Raw genomic sequence first — 17,607 nt, 5'->3', positions numbered from 1 at the left:
AATTTGATATTCATAGTTTTAGTCCATAAAAATGCTTAAATTTGAGTATATAATAGTAAAGAGATTGTGTTTTATTTTTTAATCAAAAAACATCTAAATTAGAGTAATATGGCATTTATAGACTATTACAAAACATTAGAGATTGATAAAAGCGCCTCGGAAGCCGATATAAAAAAAGCATACCGAAAATTGGCACGCAAATACCATCCTGATTTAAATCCAAACGACAAAGAAGCCGAAAGAAAATTTCAAGAACTCAATGAAGCCAATGAAGTTTTGAGTCATCCTGAGGATCGTAAAAAATACGATCAATATGGTGAAAATTGGCAGCATGGTGAGGAATATGAAAAAGCCAGACAGCAACAACAACAATATCAAAGTGATGGAGGTCAACAAGGTGGTTTTGGTGGTGCAGGAGACTATTCTGATTTTTTTGAATCGATGTTTGGAGGAGGTGCTTCAAGAGGCAGAGGTCGAACAGCCGCTTTTAAAGGACAGGATTTTAATGCCGAATTGCATTTGGATCTAAAAGATGTTTATACTACGCACAAGCGCACCTTGACAATCAATGGAAAAAATATACGGTTAACTATTCCTGCGGGTGTTGAAAATGGTCAGGTTATAAAGATTCCTGGTCAAGGTGCTGAAGGTGCTAATGGAGGACCAAAAGGGGATTTGTACCTAACTTTCAATATCGAAAATCATACCAATTTCAAATTGGATCAACATAATTTATATTCAACAGTAGATTTGGATTTGTACACAGCGCTACTTGGAGGCGAAATTACGGCCAACACTTTCGATGGAAAAGTAAAATTGACGGTGAAACCCGGAACTCAAAACGGTACCAAAGTAAAACTAAAAGGTAAAGGCTTCCCTGTTTATAAAAAAGAAGGCGAATTTGGCGACTTATACATTTCCTATCAAGTTACAATACCTACAAATCTTACCGAAAAAGAAAAAGAACTATTTACAGAACTTGCTAAGTTTAAAACGATATGAGAACTGATAACTTGATACTCTTAAAAACCGTTAGCTCACATTATCAAGTAGAGCTTTCCTTCTTTACTCATCTTCATGATTTAGGATTAATTGAAATTGAAATTAGGGAGCAATCTCCTTATGTTCAAGAAAATCAAATGCAAAACTTGGAAAAAATGATTCGAATGCACCACGAATTGGAAGTGAATCCAGAAGGAATTGATGTTGTTTTTAATCTTTTGCAGAAAATTGAAAATCTGAAAAAAGATTTGATTGCAACTCAAAACAGACTTCGGTTATATGAAAGTTAGCGGGAATTAAAAAAAAACAGCAACTATTAATACATAAGCAATGACAAAACTATTTATCTCCCTCGTTCTATTTATTTTATTGACCTCTTTTATTCCGATTGCAAAGGGATTGCCAAACACAATTCAACGAACAACTAGTATAATGGATGGTATTACTATCGAAAAAACTGTAATTGAGTTTGATAAAACTACCTCTCGTGATGATGTTATTAGTACGTGCACATTTCTTTCAAAAGAAAATGTCCAGCTTACTTTTGATAAATTGATCATTGGTAAGAGCTTTTTTGGTGTAATTGGAAAATCAAGAATAAGGATAGCAGAAGGAAAAATTCGACTTTCAGATGGCACAACTCAATCATTTAAAGTTGGAGTTTTAACCAATTTCAGATCTCTTAAAATACAATATTCAACAAATCTCCAGTCAAAAAAAAATAGAATTGATATGATTGAAAGGATAGATTAATAGAAATGGTTTTAGTTAAAAATTAATAATTACGGCTACAATTTTTTGACAAGATTGGGGATTTAGACTTAATTTAAATGGTCGTGTACTTTTAAAGTTTAATATTTAATCAAAATAATAAAGCTTCCTTGATTTCAAATTCTACAAACGCTTGGAAGTTTGATGTGATTTTATAGAACCTAAAATACAAAAAAAATAGTAACAATTTAAACTATGGTAAAAATGAAAAAAAGAAATGGAACAACAACAATTTTATTGGCTTTGGCTTTAATAGTAAGTACAATAAGTTTTGCGCAAACAAGCAAGAAAAAAGTTATTAAGACCCAAAACCAATCTTCGGCAATGGCAAATCTTGATTGGCAAGGAAAATACAATGGTATCACTCCCTGTGCTTCTTGCGATGGCATTGAAACAACTTTAGCATTAAAAAAAGGCAACAATTTTAGTTTAACTACTTTGTATTTAGGAACCAACGATAAACCCGAAGTAATAAACGGAAAATACAAATGGAATGGCAACAAAATTGTACTTCAAAACATTAAAACTGGCACAAGACCTACAATGTATAAAGTAGAAGAAAATCAAATTAAACAATTAGATCTTACAGGTAACGAAATTAAAAGCGAAAATTGGGGTGCTTATGTTTTGAAAAAAATGGGAAATACGGCTATAGAAAACAAACGTTGGAAATTAATTGAAATCAATGGAAAACCAGTTGTAGGAGATACTGAAACACATTATGTGATATTTCATTCTGAAAACGGAACTGTTGAAGCAAAAGCAGGGTGCAACCAAATAAATAGCAATTACACTATAAAAAACAGTTTACAAGTTAGCATAAAACCAGGAATTTCTACAATGATGGCTTGTCCAGATGGTAATATAGAACAAGAATTTTTAGAAGTGTTAAGCAATATTGATAATCTTTCTGTAAATGACAAAAACCTGACGTTCAACAAAGGAAGAATGATGCCATTGGCGAGATTTGAATCGGTGAAAACCGCAAAACATAAATGATTTTTTAACAAAATAGTAGTCAAGTTGGAATTGTAAAAAACCATCCAGACAAAGGATGATCTGAGTTCTTTAAATTTTTATCAAAAAAAAATGTACTGTTTTATACCTCATTAAAAAAAAATATTATGAAAGAAATTAAGTATCCAAGGGCGTTTTCTCATATAGGAATATCAGTGCCAAATATAGAAAAGGCCGTTAAATTTTACAATGAAGTAATGGGATGGTATGTCATTATGATGCCATCTATTGTTAAAAAAGAAAGAGAAACAGCAATTGGGCAAATGTGTATTGACGTATTTGGTGAAAATTGGGATGAATATGAAATTGCTCATATGTCTACATCAGACGGGATAGGAATTGAGCTATTCTGTTTTCCAAATGGGGAAAAAAGTGCTCCAGAGTTTAAACCTTTTAATACGGGTTTATTCCATTTTTGCGTTCAAGATCCAGATATCGAAGGTTTAACTAATAAAATAGTTGAAAATGGTGGCAAACAGCGAATGCCAATAAGAGAATATTACCCAAACGAAAAACCTTATAAAATGGTTTATGTAGAAGATCCATTCGGAATTATTTTTGAAATTTACACACATAGTTACGAATTAACCTATTCTTCAGGAGCTTATCAGAAATAGATAAACTGCATACAACGGTTTGATAGAATTAGCATTTTAGACTTTAATAAAAGTTGTGTTTTTTTGGAAGCTCAGTATTAAATTGGTAATTCTGAAGTACAAAATTCCAATTGATGTCAAGCCAAGATACGTTTGTTTGCTTGCAGGAATTATTTTTGAACTATTACAAAGAAAATTAATGTAATATTCGTAAAGTACGAGTGCCATTAATAATAGAAATTAATCACAAAAATGGAATGAATACTATTTCTAGAATCATTGAAGCGTTCAAAAGTTTCCTAATTGAAATAGGAGAGCTTTCGGATTTTGCAGGCCGTTTTTTTAAAGAAGTTTTCAAGCCTCCTCTAGAATTTAAAGAATTTCTAAGACAATGTTATAATATGGGAAACCGTTCCCTGTTTCTTGTTGGAGTAACGGGTTTTATTATCGGATTGGTTTTTACTTTACAATCTCGTCCTACTTTGGAACAGTTTGGTGCCGTTTCTTGGATTCCAGCAATGGTGAGTGTTTCTATCATTAGAGAAATTGGACCTATTATTACAGCCTTAATTTGTGCGGGTCGAATTGGATCTGGAATAGGAGCCGAACTGGGTTCGATGCGAGTGACGGAACAAATAGACGCAATGGAAGTTTCTGGAACAAATCCGTTCAAATATTTGGTGGTTACCCGAATATTGGCAACTACTTTAATGCTTCCCGTTTTGGTTTTTTTTGGTGATGCTGTTGCACTCTTAGGATCTTTTTTGGTCGAAAATTTAAAGGGGGACGTTTCGCTTTTGTTGTATATAACGCAAGTTTTTAATCATCTGGAATTTTTTGATGTTATTCCAGCAACTATTAAGACTTTCTTTTTTGGTTTTGCCATTGGTTTGGTGGGCTGTTTTAAAGGGTATTATTGCAAAAAAGGAACCGCGGGAGTGGGTTTAGCTGCCAATTCTGCAGTGGTATTTTCATCGATGTTACTTTTTATAATTGATTTTGTTGCTGTTTTTGTTTCTAATATTTTTTATGATGTCTGATAGTAATCAACCCAATACAAATCCAATTATTGTAATTAAGGATTTGAAAAAAAGCTTTGGTGCAAACCATGTTTTGGATGGTTTTAATATGGAGTTAAGTCAAGGAGAGAATTTGGTTATAATGGGAAAATCAGGTTCGGGAAAATCGGTGATGATAAAATGCTTGATTGGATTGGAAGAAGCTGATGATGGTAGTATTGAAGTAATGGGAAAAAATATTAGAACACTTACGCGGGAAGCTCTTGACGAACTCCGAACTGAAGTTGGTTTTCTTTTTCAAGGAAGTGCACTTTATGATTCGATGTCAGTACGTGAGAATCTTGAATTTCCTTTAAGAAGGCACACTAAAAAATTTGGAATTATAAAAGATACAACTCCTTTGGTTGTGGAAGCATTAGAAAGTGTTGGTCTTGCCAGTACGATTGATCTAATGCCAAATGAGCTTTCAGGTGGTATGAAACGAAGAATTGCTTTGGCAAGAACTTTAATTCTAAAACCAAAAATCATTTTATACGATGAACCTACAACAGGTTTGGATCCCATAACCTCAAAAGAAATTTTATTGCTCATGAAGTCCATACAAATAAAATACAATACATCTTCTTTAATAATAACACATGATATAGATTGTGCCAAAATGATATCAAACAGAATGATACTATTAATAGACGGAATTAATTATGCCCAAGGAACCTTTGAAAGTTTGTCAAATTCAAAAGATCCAAATGTCCAAGCGTTTTTTAAATGAGTTTCTAAGGTTATGAGTTTCTAAGTTTCTAATTTTCTGAGTTTCTAAGATTTTAAGTTTCTAAAAGTCTAAAAACCTAATAGTCTAAAAGGCTAAAAATCTAAAAGCCCAACAGTCTAACAATCTAATAGTCTAACAATCTAACAGTCTATAGGTCTAATAATCTAAAAGTCTAAAAAAGTCACTAAATTATAATAGAAATGGAAAAAACAGCCTCAGAAAAAATAAAATTGGCCCTTTTTGTCATCACAGGATTGATACTTTTTATACTTGTTGTTTATTTTATAGGCAACAAACAAAAAATGTTTGGAAGTACCAATCATATCACTGCTGTTTTTAATAATGTAAACGGATTGCAATTGGGCAATAACGTTCGGTATTCTGGAATAAATATTGGCACAGTTCGTAGTATAGAAATGATTAATGACACAACTATTAATGTGGATTTAATAATGGATACTTCTATTTTTCAACATATAAAAAAAGATGCTCTGGCAAGTATTGGATCGGATGGTTTGGTGGGAAGTATGGTTATAAATATTATTCCTGGAAAAGGCAATTTGCCACATATTGAACCTGGTGATGTCTTACAATCCACAGATCGTATTCGAACCGATGATCTTATTAATACATTAAGTGTAACCAATAAGAATGCTGCTTTGCTTACTGCAGATTTACTTAAAATTACAAAGGAGATTACTCAAGGAAAAGGAACTTTGGGGACATTGGTAAACGATACACTTATGGCATCCGATTTGAAACAAACCATGAACTACCTCAAAATGACCAGTAAAGGAACGACAGAAACGGTAGAAAATTTAAACAAAATGGTATTGACTTTGGGCGACAAAAACAGTGTAATTGGGGTGCTAAATGATCCAATTGTTGCTCAAAAAGTAAAAACAATAGTAGCCAATTTAGATCAATCCAGTCTTGAGATAAACAAAGTAGTTACCAACTTAAACGCTACTATTTCGAATATAAAAAATGGAGAAGGGGCTATCAATTATTTGTCGAATGACCCTAATTTGGTAAAAAAAATTGACTCTACAATGACCAATTTAAATAAAGCTACTATTCTTCTAAATGAAGATCTTGAAGCAATGAAACATAATTTTTTATTACGGGGCTATTTCAAAAAACAAGAAAAGGAAAAAAAGAAAGCGAATTGATTTATACCTAATTTATTACTTTTCATGTTTCTAATTCAAAATGGCCCAGATTTGGTGTAGTCTATAGCAATTAATCATTTTAAAATTAAAAACATGAAAAAGATTGCTTTAATATTATTGATTCTTGCAGGTATAGTTGGATGCAGTTAAGATGATGGTTATTCTTATCATTATGAAATTCTCCCAGTAGCTGCATATAATGTTCCTGATACTTTTGACTTGGGTAAGACTTATGAAATTAAAATACCTTAGACCTTCTACTTGTTATAATTCTTCGGGTATTTATTTTGATAAAGATTTTAATATTCGAACTACTGCTGTTCAAAATTTGGTTGTTGAAGATCCAAACTGCAAAACATTGGTAAACAATTCCATCAATACTTCGTTAAATTTTTTTTGTAACGAGTAAAGAAATATATACTTTTAAGTTTTACAAAGGCGAAGATGCCGATGGCAAAGACCTCTTTGAAGAGGTGGAGATTCCCGTGAGATAAAAATAAAAAAGGGCTGATTTATTGTTTGCTATTTAGCTTTATTTATGATCTTGATCTTTGTCAAAGTTCAGAACTTTGCCAAAGTTCAACGTTCCGGCACTACAGCGGGTTTGGGACTAAATTAAGTTCTATTTTCGGATTTGCCACCCGATCGATAGCGAACCGGCGAAGCAAATCATGCCAAATATACAACCATCTTTCCATTAAGCCCAATTCCCAAATCCGTTGTAGTGGCTGTTATGTGAGGTTCCTTATAGCCTACTTTTTAAATCCATCATTCCATGAAGAATTCTTGCGATTTCTATTTCGTTCTTTGATAAAATGGAGTAGAAGATAATATGTTCACCTGATTTAAAACCTAATATTCCTTTCGTAACTATATCATAGTTTCTACCAAGTTCTGGATTATTTGCTAGATCATCACATGATGCTATAAGTAAATCATAATACTTTTCAGCTTGCATTTCAGACCAAGTTTCGATTGTATAATCCCAAATTTTAGTTAAGTCATCAACAGCTTTATTTGTTAAATAATATTTAGCCATTTGATGGTTTTCTTGATTTTAAAACGTTAAGATGTTTTTTAGCATCAAAATCCACTGCACGTCCACTTTCAATTCCATCATTAATCGCTTTTCTTAAAGCTACAATTTTATTTTCTTCATCTTCTAAAAGACGAAGACCAGCTCTGACAACTTCACTTGCGTTATTGAATCTTCCATCATTTACACTGTGTTCGATAAAACTTTCGAAATGATTACCAAGTGATATAGAAGTATTTCGTCCCATAATTTTTTTTTAGCTAAGTTACCAAAAAATGGTAACTTTTTAAATTATTCTGTATTTTTTTTTTGAATCTCACATAACATTGGTATTTGTCAATTTTTCTTCGTAAGATTTTGACTCCTTGCCAATATTGTTTTTTTTCTTGATAAAAATATCTGAATAGTAGGACGAAAAACTAAATGCTTTTCAAACCTTCCATTAATAAATCAATATCTTCTTTGGTGTTAAAATGACTAAAAGAAATACGCAAACTGGGTTTTTTTAGATCTTCGTCATTTAGCATTTCGGCCAAAACGTGTGAAGGTCTAATGCTTCCAGATTGGCAAGCACTTCCTCTGGAAACTGCAATTCCTTTCATATCCAGATTGAATAAAAGCATCGAAGTTTTGTCTGCTGTAAAAGGTAAAATCACGTTTACTAGGTTGTGAAAAGTGTTTTCTCCGTTAATTTTTGAATCTGGAAAATCTACTTTTAAACGTTCTAGTAAATAATTTTTCAATTCTGAAATATAATTTCTGTCTTTATCCAAATTGGAATAAGAAAGCTCTAAAGCCTTTGACATTCCTGCGATTTGATGAATGGCTTCGGTTCCTGGACGTTGCCCTTTTTCTTGTTCTCCACCAAAAAATAAGGGTTGTAATCCTGAATTTTTTCGAACAAAAGCAAATCCAACTCCTTTTGGTCCATGAAATTTATGTGCACTTGCTACTATAAAATCAATAGGTGTTTTTTGCAAATCTATTTCAGTTTTCCCGATAGATTGAACGGTATCTGAATGGAATAGGGTATTGTGTTCTTTGCAAATCTGACTCACTTTATTCAAATCAAGAACAGTTCCCGTTTCATTATTGACGTGCATCAGTGAAACTAAAGTCTTTTTTTCCTGTGATAATAATTCAACCAAATGAGTTAAATCAATTGCCCCGTTGGATTTTACTTTTACAAAATCAACTTGAATTTCAAATTCATTTTGTAAGGCCAAAGCGGTATGCAAAACGGCGTGATGTTCTATTTTACTGGTAATAATGCGTGCTACTTTCAAGTCTTTTACAGCAGAACGGAGAATCCAGTTGTTGGCTTCAGTACCACAAGAAGTAAAAATAATCTCGGCAGCTGTCGCATTCAAATGCTTGGCAATGGATTTTCTGGAAAGTTCAAGAATGCTTTTGGCATTGCGGCCTAAACTATGAGTAGAGGAGGGGTTACCATAATCTTCGGTCAAAATTTTGGTCATTTCTAGAATTACTTCTGGGTGCAGTTGTGTAGTTGATGCATTATCGAGATATACTTTTTTCATTTTTTATTTAGATTTTGAATCCTCAACAATTGTTTCGGATATGTATTTGTTTCCAAAGATTATTTTTTTGTTAAAAACAATAATGGAAACCAAAATTAAGGAATAAGAAACCATTTGAAGCAAACTCACTTGTTCTTTAAAGTAAAAAATAGCCAGGCAAAAATTGATGATAGGATTAATGTACATCAAAATACCCACAGTTGATGAGTTGATACCTTTTAATGCATAAAGGTTCAAGAATAGGGGTATAATAGTAAAAAACACTACGATGCAAAACAGACAAGCATAAAACATAGGTTCCGTTGGAATTGCTCCACTATATTTTGGATAGAAAGGCAAAATAATCAAAGCCATAAAAAGCAATTGGATGTTTAAAACCAGAAACTTATCAATTTCACTATTCTTGCGTTGACTCACCATATACAAAGCATAAGTAGAAGCAACGACCAAACTGTAAAAAATATCTTGAAAATGATTCAGTGACAACAAAACACAGCTAATTACGCTTATAGAAACCGCTAACCATTGCCATTTGCTTAATTTTTCGTGCAACAAAAAAAACGCAAAAACGGTTGTCAAAATAGGGCAAATCAAGTAGGCTAGAGAACCAGCCTTAACACTTACATGATTGACAACGTATATGAAAATAAACCAATTGGATGCCAATATCATACTTCCAACCAAAGTCAGTACTAGAATGCTTTTTTTCTTTTTTGAAGGCATAATAGTAAAATCATTCCAGTTTTTGCGAATGTTTTTTCTTCTAAAAACAAGATTTATGGCTGTCATAGTAAGTACACTAAAAAACACTCTATAAAATAAGATGTCCAGAGACGGATAATTTGATAAAGGTTTAAGAGCTAAGCTAAAAAAGCCCCAAATAAAAAAAGCAGAAAAAGCAGCAAAATAGTAGTTGTATTTTTTCATCGAAAAGTAAAATTCGATGCAAATATAAGGAATTCTTAAGTGATTTTAAGCCTAAGGTGCTGAGATGCTATGACTATAAGTTACTAAGATTTCATCTAGAATCATAAGGGACTGAATTTAAAATGTGTTGCCGCCATAAGTTTTTAGTATGTAACGCGAATCAAGAGTTAAAAATCTATTTTTTGTGCCCTTAGGCACTAAACATTGGTAGTAAATTAAATTTGTAATGCTCTCTATGTCCCGTAGGGACTATACATTTTTAAATAATTATACCAAACACATATATTTTAGTCCAATTATTTATCCTCAACCCAAACTCACTCCCCAAGACAAACGTATGAGTTGTTTTGCCGCAGATTCGCAGATTTAAAATATAAATTAATCTATAAATTAGCCGCTTACAGCGGAATTAGCGCGAATTAATTTCTTTAAAATTTTATTTTTTTAAGGAATAATCTGCGTCCCGATAAATATCGGGAGCGGTTGCTTTTTTTACTATTGCTCTCCAAATTAGAATGGGCCTTTGGACTATATAGTATTTGTGTTTGTTATTAGATATAAATAGAGATTGTTTAGTCCTATGGGACAAAAAAGCAGTTGAAATTATTTTTCTACCAATATTTAGCGCTTAATGACACATTTGAAACCTTGATTCGCGTATGTAAGTAATTATCAATTTTTAAACTTAGCGTCTTTGCAACTTAGAAACTATATAATCAGAATCTGTTCTATGTTAAATAATACCTTTTTGGTTCGTAAAGTTTAAGAAACAAATTAAAAATTCTATTTTTGTTCAAAATAAAAAAGGATGAAACGATTTTTAGGAATTTTGATTTGTATAATGGCTTTTTCGGGCTGTGATGATGGTGATTTAGTAGTAGATACTATTGATTTTACAGAAGTGACTGCTAAAAGCTGTACTACTAATAATCTAATTTATAAACTAAAAGTAGGAGAAGCATTAATTCTGAATCTACCAGAAGATACTTTTACTACCAATCCAACCGAAGTAGGGAAACCAACAGAGTTAGCTATTAATACAGTTAATCAAGTAGTTTACAATTTTTATGATGGTAAAGTAGCTGATGGTAATGTTTGTGATTTGATTCCTCCAGCAACTCCTAATATCAATAAACAATTAAAGGCTTCTGAAGGAACTATTCAAATTACGACCTCTGCAGTCAAAACAATCGATAAAAATAATAATAGTTCTAGAATTTCAGGTTATAATCACAATATTATCTTCAAGAATATAAAATTTATAAAATCAGATGACTCATCTCAATTGTATGAAAATCTTGCTTTTGGTGATTATTTTAAATCATTAGAACCAAAAATTCCATTTAGTTTTAATGAGGTATTAAAGATTTGTTCAACCAAAAATGATGTTTATGAATTCAATGAAAGTGAATCGTTAGTTTTAGCAATTGACCCAACTTTAATTGTTAATGAAGTAACTCTAATTGGTTCTCCAAGAATTGGAACAATTGGACTTGATACTAATAAGTTGACTTATACTTTATTTAATAGTGTAGTGCAAGAAGGATATTTTTGTGAAAAAATAACGCCTTTGTTACCAACTGTTAATCAAGTTTGGAAAGGTAAAGTAGGGGGTACAATTGAAGTTACCACTACTACAAATGCACCTAATAGTTTTGTACATACTATTATTTTAAAAAATGTAACACTTGAAAAAGGAAATAGTAATTTTCAATTAGGAAATAGTTACAAATATGGGGAATTGCAAACTATCAAACCATAAAAAGGTTGTTGGTTATGCGTTAAGGGTTATGAGTTAAGGGTTATGAGTTATGCGTTATGCGTTAAGGATTATGCGTTATGCGTTAAGGGTTGTGAGCGACATTTCTAACTTCTAACTTCTAACCTCTAACCTCTAACATTAAACCTTATTCTGTTTAAAATAAACTTCTGTAGCACCTGCACCATATTTTTGGTAGTTGCCATCTTGAAAAATGATATTATCATAGCGACCAAGTAAGAAATCCAATTCCGATTTCAATACCCCTTCACCCACACCGTGAATGAAGACAATTTTGGGGATTCTATTTCTAATTGCAAATTCAATATGTCGTTTGGCTGTTTCAGATTGTAAAGTCAAAATGTCATAATTTGACATTCCACGTTTGTTTGGAACCAATTTTTCGATATGCAAATCAAATTCTGGAACCGGTAATTCGTTTTTGTCTTTCTTTTCTTTTACAAAACTACGAGGTTTAGGAATCTCCTTTTCTTTGTTGATTTCATTGATGTTAATACCTTTCATAGCATCCAATAAGTTGCCAGAATCCCCTATTTTAATGAGTTCATTAACTGCAAAATTCATCACAAAACCATCCACTGTCTCTATAGTAACCACTTTGTCTTTTACAGACAAAACTACACCATCAACTGCTTCGTCCAAAACGGATACTTTATCTCCTTTGTTAAACATTAACATCTTCTTTATCTTGATTTTTACTTGGAGTCTTACTACTCAATCGCATCATTCCCATCATAAAAATAACAATGGCAATTACCATTATATAAACATTTTTGTTGGTACTCGTTTGCTCATACAACGCAACACCTATGGCCAAAACCATCAACAGAATTACAAATTTTTTCATCATTTCATTTTCAGTGTTCAAAAATACTAAACTTTTGGCTTATTGATGAGAAAATAAAAAGTGTTATGATGTTAAATGCTTCTTTCGAATAAAATTTAAAAGTATAATGCAATAAAAACTTTAAAATTTCAGCAAAACTACTTTGTCTTAATAAAATGATAAAACAGTAATAAAAAAAGGTTTTTTTTAAACACATCTCATTTTTATGTAAGATTAATTATTTAATTATAATATTTAAGGTGTATTTCATCGATTATATTTGTGCTTAATTATGTTTTTTTATACTTTGGCATCGACAGTTTAAAATTGAATTTTTTCGAAATTTATTTCGTTTTCTTATATTTTAAAATGCCTTAATAAATTGTATATTCTAACCAATAAATTAAATAAAATGGAATTAATATTAGAAGTCGGTATTGTTGCGGGAATTTTGCTTTTGGTCCTGCTAATTTCATTTGCATTTAAAATAAATCAAAATTCTTAAAATTAGATTTTGGAGTTAAAATTAAAATACCTTCAAAAAGGGATTGTTTTTTTGAAGGTATTTTTTTTGCTTTATTTATTCCAATCAATTTTTCTAGAAAAATACATGACAGCGGCAAGTATGCCAAATAAACCGACACTTCCTACCAATAAAGCATAATTTTCAAGTTGAATAATTACATAAATAAAGGTGTATAATCCAGTGAGGGAAGCAGCTATAAACAAGGGAAATTTGTTGCCTTTTAATATTGAAACGGAGTAAAGGGAAATTAAAATAATGACAGCCATTGCTGCTATTAAGTAGGCCTTCATGAAACTGCTGTGTTCGGTTATTGAAATCAGTAAAGTATAAAATAAAATAAGCGCCAATCCTATCATCGAATACTGGAAAATATGAATTCTGATTTTACTAATGGATTGTATCAAGAAGAAAATCAAGAATGTCAAACCAATAACTAGAAAACCATATTTTGCAGCTCTTTCATTTTGTTGGTATTGGTTAATTGGTATTACAAAATCGACTCCAAATGCATAAATGCCTAAATCAGGTAAGTTTTCAAAAAATTGTTGTGAAAAAGCTCTATTAATGTGCAAAATTTTCCAATTGGCTACAAAACCATTAGAGTCAATTTTTTTTGTTTTATCATCTGGAAGAAAATTACCCGCAAAACTTGGTGCGCTCCAATTGGATTGCATGTTTAACTGTGTCGTTTTGCCAATCGGAACCATTTTTATTTGCTTGCTTCCATTGTAGGTGATGTCAAAATTAAAGTTGGTTTTTTCTGTTTTTATTGTGTTTTTCCAGTCTATAAAATTGGTTTCCAAAGCTTGGGTTGTATCATTTGCATTAGTACTATAAACAGGTTCGAAAGTAAATTTAGTACCACCAAAATTGATTTTTACCTCGTCTTTGATGCTTTTTAGATTTGTCGTTTTTATCAATAATGTGGCTTTGTTCCATTGAATGTTTTCGGAAGGGATATTTTTGGTGCTAAAATTAGGCTGAATATAAGTACCCGAAAAATTCATTTTGGAGCTAAACACAACCGATTCGTAATTGTTTCGATTGAGTACTTTGGTGGTTACATTAGACTTGCCTTTCAATTCTTCAGGAAAGAAATAAGCGTACTTAGTAATCGCTTTTCGTTGTTTAACCGTTTCATTAGTCTTCTGGTTAATAGATAACGTTTCATCAAAAGTTGTGTAAGGGACTTTCAATATTGGCCCATAGAAATAGACACTTTCTCCCCATTTGTCATTGATTTCGGAGATGACTTCTTCCTGACGATTGGATCGTTCAAATATCAAACTCTTAACAAATTCCAACGGAATTAGCAAAATAAGTGTTAGCATTCCTACCATAATCATTTTGGCAGTATTGGATTGAAAAAAAGGTGTTCGAGTTGGATTTTGGTTTTCTGATGTTTCCATGTTTTTTGTTGTTTAGTAGTGATTAAAAATGTTATAGAGATATAGTATCGCAATAGGAATATTGCACAATAAAAGAATGATTTTCAAGGCTAAATTTTCTCGTTCCTCAGGTAAAACGATACAAAGAAAAATGAGATATAGTAGCATTATGGAGTTAATGGCTATTGCGAACAGAACATAGCATAAACCAATATATAATACCATACTATTATATGGCATAGCTTTAAATGTAAGAAGCAATAAAGTTCCAATGACAAATGAACCAATGGCCAGTTCATTAGAAAAAGCCCATTTGTAGTAGGATTTTGTTCGGTTTGGTGTTTCCATATTTTGTTTTTTGTAGTTAAAGATTAAAGCAGTTGAAGTGTTTTTAGAATGCTGAAATACAAGAAAGCGATGGGAATGTTACCCAATATAATTAGAATTTTTAGCCCAATGTATTTTCGCTGTTGGGGTAAAATATAAAAATGATGCAACAGGTGAACGAGCATTATTGCATTGAGCGGTAGCGCCATGATAATAAAGATAAATCCAATTATGAATGCAAAAGAAGTGTCTTGTAATGTTAGAAAAAGTATGAAAAATAGTGTGCCAATAGTTAAACAGCCAATAGCAAGTTCTGTAGAAGTCTTGCCTTCAAAAGGTTCTTCTTGGGATAGTGTTCTTTGCATGATTTAAATTTTAAAAGTTTGTTGAATGTTTTTTATTGGAATTAGTAACATTTTTGAAAAATCCAAATAATGAAAATGAAGAGCCTTTTTTCCTTTTTGGAATTCAATGAAGAAATATTGGATATGAGTAGGGTAAAGAACAGTCCCAATAAAAATGACTAGATACAAATACAAACTTTTTTTGCCATTACCCGCAAGATAATATTGCATCCCAATTTCTTCGTGTACGCTTATTCCTGTGTCTGTGAGAACGTGAATGATATCGTGGTCTTCCAGTTTGGGCTGGATGTCAAAATTGTTCTTTTGAAGAAATTGCCCTAAGTGATATCCTAATGTTTCATTTGGATAGTTAAGTAATTCATGCTTGCAAATTACCCAAGCTATTTTGTTTTTGAAGAAGCGTTGATACGGTTTTTTACTCCATTCATACATTTTTTCGATTAGTTGGTCTTTCATTTTTAGTATTTAAAAGTACTTTGAAATTCAAAGTAAATAATTAAAAAAATAGATTTATCTTTTTTGAATTAATTTTTCCAATGCTTCAATGTGGTCCTGAAAGGCTTTACGGCCTTCTATGGTAGCTCTATAGCTGGTGTTTGGCTTTTTTCCTACGAATTGTTTTTCGATAGCAATGTAGTTTTCAAGTTCTAAAGCTTTGGTATGACTGGCAAGATTCCCGTCAGTAACGCCTAATAATTCTTTTAAAGTACTAAAATCCGCCGATTCATTGACCATCAAAACCGACATGATTCCAAGTCGTATGCGATGGTCAAAAGCTTTATTTATATTTTGAATTATATTTTTCAAATCTTAGTAATTGTCTATAATCTTGGTTACTATTATTGCATTTTCAAGGTTTGAAGGCGCTACAACGCTTTCTTCCAACGGTATTTGATTTCCATATCTTTCGGCTAAGATAGCTTTAACTTTTGGGTCTTTTAGATTAAAATCTTTCAACTTTTGAAGTGGGCATAATTCAATACCTGCTCCGTTTTTGTATATTTTCCAAACCAATTCGGAGCAATACATTTTATCATCAGACCATTCAAAATAGGCATCATAGTCTTTAGTTTTTAATTTATTTCCAAATGCTTTCATATTTTGAAGTGTTTTTGGATTCAAAAGATTCGAAGCATTTTTTATTCGTGTCACTACAAAATGACTTTCTTTTCCTCGGCTAATCCAAGTTTTGAGAGGCGTATATTTTACAGGTTGTACTGCTTCAAAAACATATTTTTCGCCTTTCTCGATAAACACAATTCCACAATGCGAAAATTTGGAATTTGTAGCAATTCGAATTGCTTCACATTGATTGGATTGAGACGTTTGAAATATCATGTCGCCTTCTTGAATTTTTTCCAAAACACTAACAGCTCTATCACCAAATAAAATATTTCCAAACATCGAATTGGCAATAAATAAAGCGCATCCAAAACTCATCAGAAAGGTAGTAATAGCAAAAATGTACTTTGTTTTTTTCATATTCGTTCTTCTTGAATTCTATATTCTATTCTCTCTATTCTGTTATATTATATTAACCCGTTGGGTGAAATTCAAGTAAAATAAAAATTTAACCACATAGAATCATAGATGGATGCTAAATAGGCAAAGAATAAATAGAAATAGCACTATTTTACACATAGAATAGCTATGTGAGTAGTAAAACGTCTATCTTTTTCTTTTAAAAACTATAAATTCTATGTTTCTATGTGGTGAAAAATAATTTCACCCAACGGGTTATATTATCTCTATTCTATTCTCTCTATTCTATTCTCTCTATTCTATTTTCTCTATTCTATTTTCTCTATTCTATTTTCTATTCTCTATATTCTATTCTCTATATTCTAAAATCTAAAATTTTTAACTTCTGTCATATTTAAAATACATGATACTGCCATACAAAATGTGACAAACTCCAAAGCCCAATGCCCAAAATTCAAGAGCGTAACCCGATAATTCTGTTGCTATAAGCCCCAAAATTATTATTGTAATTCCAAGATAACGAACATCTCTAAGCGTATATTTACTCGCATTTACGCAGGATAAGCCATAAAACAACAAAGTCACAGGAGCAATCAAACCATAGCTTCCATTTTTTAGAAGTAACAATCCAAAAATCCCGCCAGTTGCAAGTGGTATCATAAAGTTGGTCAACATTCTTTTGGAAGTAGCATTCCACATGGTTTCACCTCCTCTTTTGGCTTTATTGTAGGTAAATAATACTGCGGTTGCAATTGACAGCAACAAAACAATACCTGCAGTTAAAACGATCAATTTGAAAGTGGTGCTTTCTAAAGTGATAACAGCAACTGTATTATTATAATTGTCGTAATTGCTGTTGTTGTTTTTGATTAATGTATTGGCTACAAAAGCGCCAATCAAAGCATATACTCCTGCCATTATACCTGCCATACCGCTCAAAGAAATGAACTTAGAGGATTTGTTCATCATATTTTTGATGTCGCTAATGTCTTTTAAATATTTATCTTCCATATATAAAGTACTTTGAATTACAAAGTAAATCATAAAATTTTGAATAAGCACT

General features: G+C 31.6%; 22 protein-coding genes. 10 read left to right on the top strand and 12 right to left on the bottom strand.

Translation table 11 applies throughout. The features are described 5' to 3' along the window. Positions 1-108 precede the first annotated feature (108 nt). From AC8GF4_RS09470 to AC8GF4_RS09430, 9 genes are all read left to right on the top strand, one after another. Complete coding sequence (locus tag AC8GF4_RS09470; RefSeq protein WP_506594194.1) at positions 109-1,002, top strand: DnaJ C-terminal domain-containing protein; 894 nt, start codon at positions 109-111, stop codon at positions 1,000-1,002. Continuing rightward, positions 999-1,292, top strand: a complete 294-nt coding sequence (locus AC8GF4_RS09465) for a chaperone modulator CbpM (protein ID WP_506594192.1) — start codon at positions 999-1,001, stop codon at positions 1,290-1,292. Before AC8GF4_RS09470 ends, AC8GF4_RS09465 begins: the two co-directional genes overlap by 4 nt. Positions 1,293-1,332: 40 nt before the next feature. After that, a complete protein-coding gene (locus tag AC8GF4_RS09460) occupies positions 1,333-1,755 on the top strand; it encodes a hypothetical protein (protein ID WP_506594190.1) in 423 nt (140 codons plus the stop codon). A 222-nt stretch (positions 1,756-1,977) separates the two neighbouring features. Continuing rightward, positions 1,978-2,772, top strand: coding sequence for a copper resistance protein NlpE N-terminal domain-containing protein (locus AC8GF4_RS09455; protein ID WP_506594188.1), 795 nt, complete (start codon positions 1,978-1,980; stop codon positions 2,770-2,772). Between the two features lie 125 nt (positions 2,773-2,897). Then, complete coding sequence (locus AC8GF4_RS09450; protein WP_506594186.1) at positions 2,898-3,407, top strand: lactoylglutathione lyase family protein; 510 nt, start codon at positions 2,898-2,900, stop codon at positions 3,405-3,407. 236 nt (positions 3,408-3,643) lie between these two features. Continuing rightward, entirely contained in the window at positions 3,644-4,426 is a 783-nt protein-coding gene (locus AC8GF4_RS09445) for an MlaE family ABC transporter permease (RefSeq protein WP_506594184.1), read from the top strand. After that, a complete protein-coding gene (locus tag AC8GF4_RS09440; protein ID WP_506594182.1) occupies positions 4,416-5,174 on the top strand; it encodes an ABC transporter ATP-binding protein in 759 nt (252 codons plus the stop codon). The genes AC8GF4_RS09445 and AC8GF4_RS09440 overlap by 11 nt, the downstream gene beginning before the upstream one ends. 200 nt (positions 5,175-5,374) lie before the next feature. After that, positions 5,375-6,346 (top strand): MlaD family protein, encoded by a 972-nt coding sequence (locus AC8GF4_RS09435; RefSeq protein ID WP_506594180.1) that lies wholly within the window; start codon positions 5,375-5,377, stop codon positions 6,344-6,346. Between the two features lie 232 nt (positions 6,347-6,578). Next, a complete protein-coding gene (locus AC8GF4_RS09430; RefSeq protein ID WP_506594178.1) occupies positions 6,579-6,755 on the top strand; it encodes a hypothetical protein in 177 nt (58 codons plus the stop codon). 336 nt (positions 6,756-7,091) lie between these two features. On the opposite strand, the gene AC8GF4_RS09425 is transcribed toward AC8GF4_RS09430, so the two are convergent. From AC8GF4_RS09425 to AC8GF4_RS09410, 4 genes are all read right to left on the bottom strand, one after another. Further along, positions 7,092-7,385, bottom strand: coding sequence for a type II toxin-antitoxin system RelE/ParE family toxin (locus tag AC8GF4_RS09425; RefSeq protein ID WP_506594176.1), 294 nt, complete (start codon positions 7,383-7,385; stop codon positions 7,092-7,094). Next, complete coding sequence (locus AC8GF4_RS09420) at positions 7,378-7,629, bottom strand: type II toxin-antitoxin system ParD family antitoxin (RefSeq protein ID WP_506594174.1); 252 nt, start codon at positions 7,627-7,629, stop codon at positions 7,378-7,380. The genes AC8GF4_RS09425 and AC8GF4_RS09420 overlap by 8 nt, the downstream gene beginning before the upstream one ends. 172 nt (positions 7,630-7,801) lie before the next feature. Beyond that, positions 7,802-8,923 (bottom strand): cysteine desulfurase family protein, encoded by a 1,122-nt coding sequence (locus tag AC8GF4_RS09415; RefSeq protein ID WP_506594172.1) that lies wholly within the window; start codon positions 8,921-8,923, stop codon positions 7,802-7,804. 3 nt (positions 8,924-8,926) lie between these two features. Then, the gene (locus AC8GF4_RS09410) at positions 8,927-9,850 is read right to left on the bottom strand and encodes an EamA family transporter (RefSeq protein ID WP_506594171.1); all 924 of its coding nucleotides are present in this window, start codon (positions 9,848-9,850) and stop codon (positions 8,927-8,929) included. 808 nt (positions 9,851-10,658) lie between these two features. Between AC8GF4_RS09410 and AC8GF4_RS09405 the strand changes: the two genes are divergently transcribed. Continuing rightward, positions 10,659-11,612 carry a hypothetical protein gene (locus AC8GF4_RS09405; protein ID WP_506594169.1) on the top strand — a complete coding sequence of 318 codons (954 nt, stop codon included), beginning with the start codon at positions 10,659-10,661 and terminating at the stop codon, positions 11,610-11,612. Positions 11,613-11,750: 138 nt separating this feature from the next. Here AC8GF4_RS09405 and AC8GF4_RS09400 read toward each other — a convergent pair whose 3' ends face one another. The 8 genes from AC8GF4_RS09400 to AC8GF4_RS09365 form a co-directional block, all read right to left on the bottom strand. After that, positions 11,751-12,302: a DUF8465 domain-containing protein gene (locus AC8GF4_RS09400; RefSeq protein WP_506594167.1), complete on the bottom strand. Its 552-nt coding sequence runs from the start codon at positions 12,300-12,302 to the stop codon at positions 11,751-11,753. Then, entirely contained in the window at positions 12,295-12,498 is a 204-nt protein-coding gene (locus AC8GF4_RS09395) for a hypothetical protein (protein ID WP_506594165.1), read from the bottom strand. The genes AC8GF4_RS09400 and AC8GF4_RS09395 overlap by 8 nt, the downstream gene beginning before the upstream one ends. 534 nt (positions 12,499-13,032) lie before the next feature. Next, the gene (gene creD / locus AC8GF4_RS09390) at positions 13,033-14,391 is read right to left on the bottom strand and encodes a cell envelope integrity protein CreD (protein ID WP_506594164.1); all 1,359 of its coding nucleotides are present in this window, start codon (positions 14,389-14,391) and stop codon (positions 13,033-13,035) included. A 350-nt stretch (positions 14,392-14,741) separates the two neighbouring features. Continuing rightward, entirely contained in the window at positions 14,742-15,062 is a 321-nt protein-coding gene (locus tag AC8GF4_RS09385; RefSeq protein ID WP_506594163.1) for a hypothetical protein, read from the bottom strand. A 3-nt stretch (positions 15,063-15,065) separates the two neighbouring features. Next, complete coding sequence (locus AC8GF4_RS09380) at positions 15,066-15,518, bottom strand: hypothetical protein (protein WP_506594161.1); 453 nt, start codon at positions 15,516-15,518, stop codon at positions 15,066-15,068. Between the two features lie 54 nt (positions 15,519-15,572). Further along, positions 15,573-15,869 (bottom strand): winged helix-turn-helix domain-containing protein, encoded by a 297-nt coding sequence (locus AC8GF4_RS09375; protein ID WP_506594159.1) that lies wholly within the window; start codon positions 15,867-15,869, stop codon positions 15,573-15,575. Between the two features lie 3 nt (positions 15,870-15,872). Next, the gene (locus AC8GF4_RS09370; RefSeq protein ID WP_506594157.1) at positions 15,873-16,544 is read right to left on the bottom strand and encodes a YiiX family permuted papain-like enzyme; all 672 of its coding nucleotides are present in this window, start codon (positions 16,542-16,544) and stop codon (positions 15,873-15,875) included. A gap of 378 nt (positions 16,545-16,922) precedes the next feature. Then, complete coding sequence (locus AC8GF4_RS09365) at positions 16,923-17,588, bottom strand: hypothetical protein (protein ID WP_506594155.1); 666 nt, start codon at positions 17,586-17,588, stop codon at positions 16,923-16,925. Positions 17,589-17,607 lie beyond the last annotated feature (19 nt).

This window comes from Flavobacterium rarum (SeqCode) (assembly GCF_965234445.1).
GTDB lineage: Bacteria > Bacteroidota > Bacteroidia > Flavobacteriales > Flavobacteriaceae > Flavobacterium > Flavobacterium rarum.
Note: the sequence above shows the minus strand (reverse complement) of the source record. Positions and strands in the feature narration are given on the sequence as shown.

What these genes read in the sequence shown, in the direction of transcription:
- AC8GF4_RS09440 (WP_506594182.1), top strand. Translation starts at nt 4,416, where the DNA reads ATGATGTCTGATAGTAATCAACCCAATACAAATCCAATTATTGTAATT.
- AC8GF4_RS09380 (WP_506594161.1), bottom strand. Translation starts at nt 15,518, where the DNA reads ATGAAAGACCAACTAATCGAAAAAATGTATGAATGGAGTAAAAAACCG.
- creD (WP_506594164.1), bottom strand. Translation starts at nt 14,391, where the DNA reads ATGGAAACATCAGAAAACCAAAATCCAACTCGAACACCTTTTTTTCAA.
- AC8GF4_RS09415 (WP_506594172.1), bottom strand. Translation starts at nt 8,923, where the DNA reads ATGAAAAAAGTATATCTCGATAATGCATCAACTACACAACTGCACCCA.
- AC8GF4_RS09455 (WP_506594188.1), top strand. Translation starts at nt 1,978, where the DNA reads ATGAAAAAAAGAAATGGAACAACAACAATTTTATTGGCTTTGGCTTTA.
- AC8GF4_RS09435 (WP_506594180.1), top strand. Translation starts at nt 5,375, where the DNA reads ATGGAAAAAACAGCCTCAGAAAAAATAAAATTGGCCCTTTTTGTCATC.
- AC8GF4_RS09365 (WP_506594155.1), bottom strand. Translation starts at nt 17,588, where the DNA reads ATGATTTACTTTGTAATTCAAAGTACTTTATATATGGAAGATAAATAT.
- AC8GF4_RS09405 (WP_506594169.1), top strand. Translation starts at nt 10,659, where the DNA reads ATGAAACGATTTTTAGGAATTTTGATTTGTATAATGGCTTTTTCGGGC.
- AC8GF4_RS09425 (WP_506594176.1), bottom strand. Translation starts at nt 7,385, where the DNA reads ATGGCTAAATATTATTTAACAAATAAAGCTGTTGATGACTTAACTAAA.
- AC8GF4_RS09465 (WP_506594192.1), top strand. Translation starts at nt 999, where the DNA reads ATGAGAACTGATAACTTGATACTCTTAAAAACCGTTAGCTCACATTAT.
- AC8GF4_RS09385 (WP_506594163.1), bottom strand. Translation starts at nt 15,062, where the DNA reads ATGCAAAGAACACTATCCCAAGAAGAACCTTTTGAAGGCAAGACTTCT.
- AC8GF4_RS09445 (WP_506594184.1), top strand. Translation starts at nt 3,644, where the DNA reads ATGAATACTATTTCTAGAATCATTGAAGCGTTCAAAAGTTTCCTAATT.
- AC8GF4_RS09370 (WP_506594157.1), bottom strand. Translation starts at nt 16,544, where the DNA reads ATGAAAAAAACAAAGTACATTTTTGCTATTACTACCTTTCTGATGAGT.
- AC8GF4_RS09400 (WP_506594167.1), bottom strand. Translation starts at nt 12,302, where the DNA reads ATGTTTAACAAAGGAGATAAAGTATCCGTTTTGGACGAAGCAGTTGAT.
- AC8GF4_RS09420 (WP_506594174.1), bottom strand. Translation starts at nt 7,629, where the DNA reads ATGGGACGAAATACTTCTATATCACTTGGTAATCATTTCGAAAGTTTT.
- AC8GF4_RS09430 (WP_506594178.1), top strand. Translation starts at nt 6,579, where the DNA reads ATGAAATTAAAATACCTTAGACCTTCTACTTGTTATAATTCTTCGGGT.
- AC8GF4_RS09460 (WP_506594190.1), top strand. Translation starts at nt 1,333, where the DNA reads ATGACAAAACTATTTATCTCCCTCGTTCTATTTATTTTATTGACCTCT.
- AC8GF4_RS09450 (WP_506594186.1), top strand. Translation starts at nt 2,898, where the DNA reads ATGAAAGAAATTAAGTATCCAAGGGCGTTTTCTCATATAGGAATATCA.
- AC8GF4_RS09410 (WP_506594171.1), bottom strand. Translation starts at nt 9,850, where the DNA reads ATGAAAAAATACAACTACTATTTTGCTGCTTTTTCTGCTTTTTTTATT.
- AC8GF4_RS09470 (WP_506594194.1), top strand. Translation starts at nt 109, where the DNA reads ATGGCATTTATAGACTATTACAAAACATTAGAGATTGATAAAAGCGCC.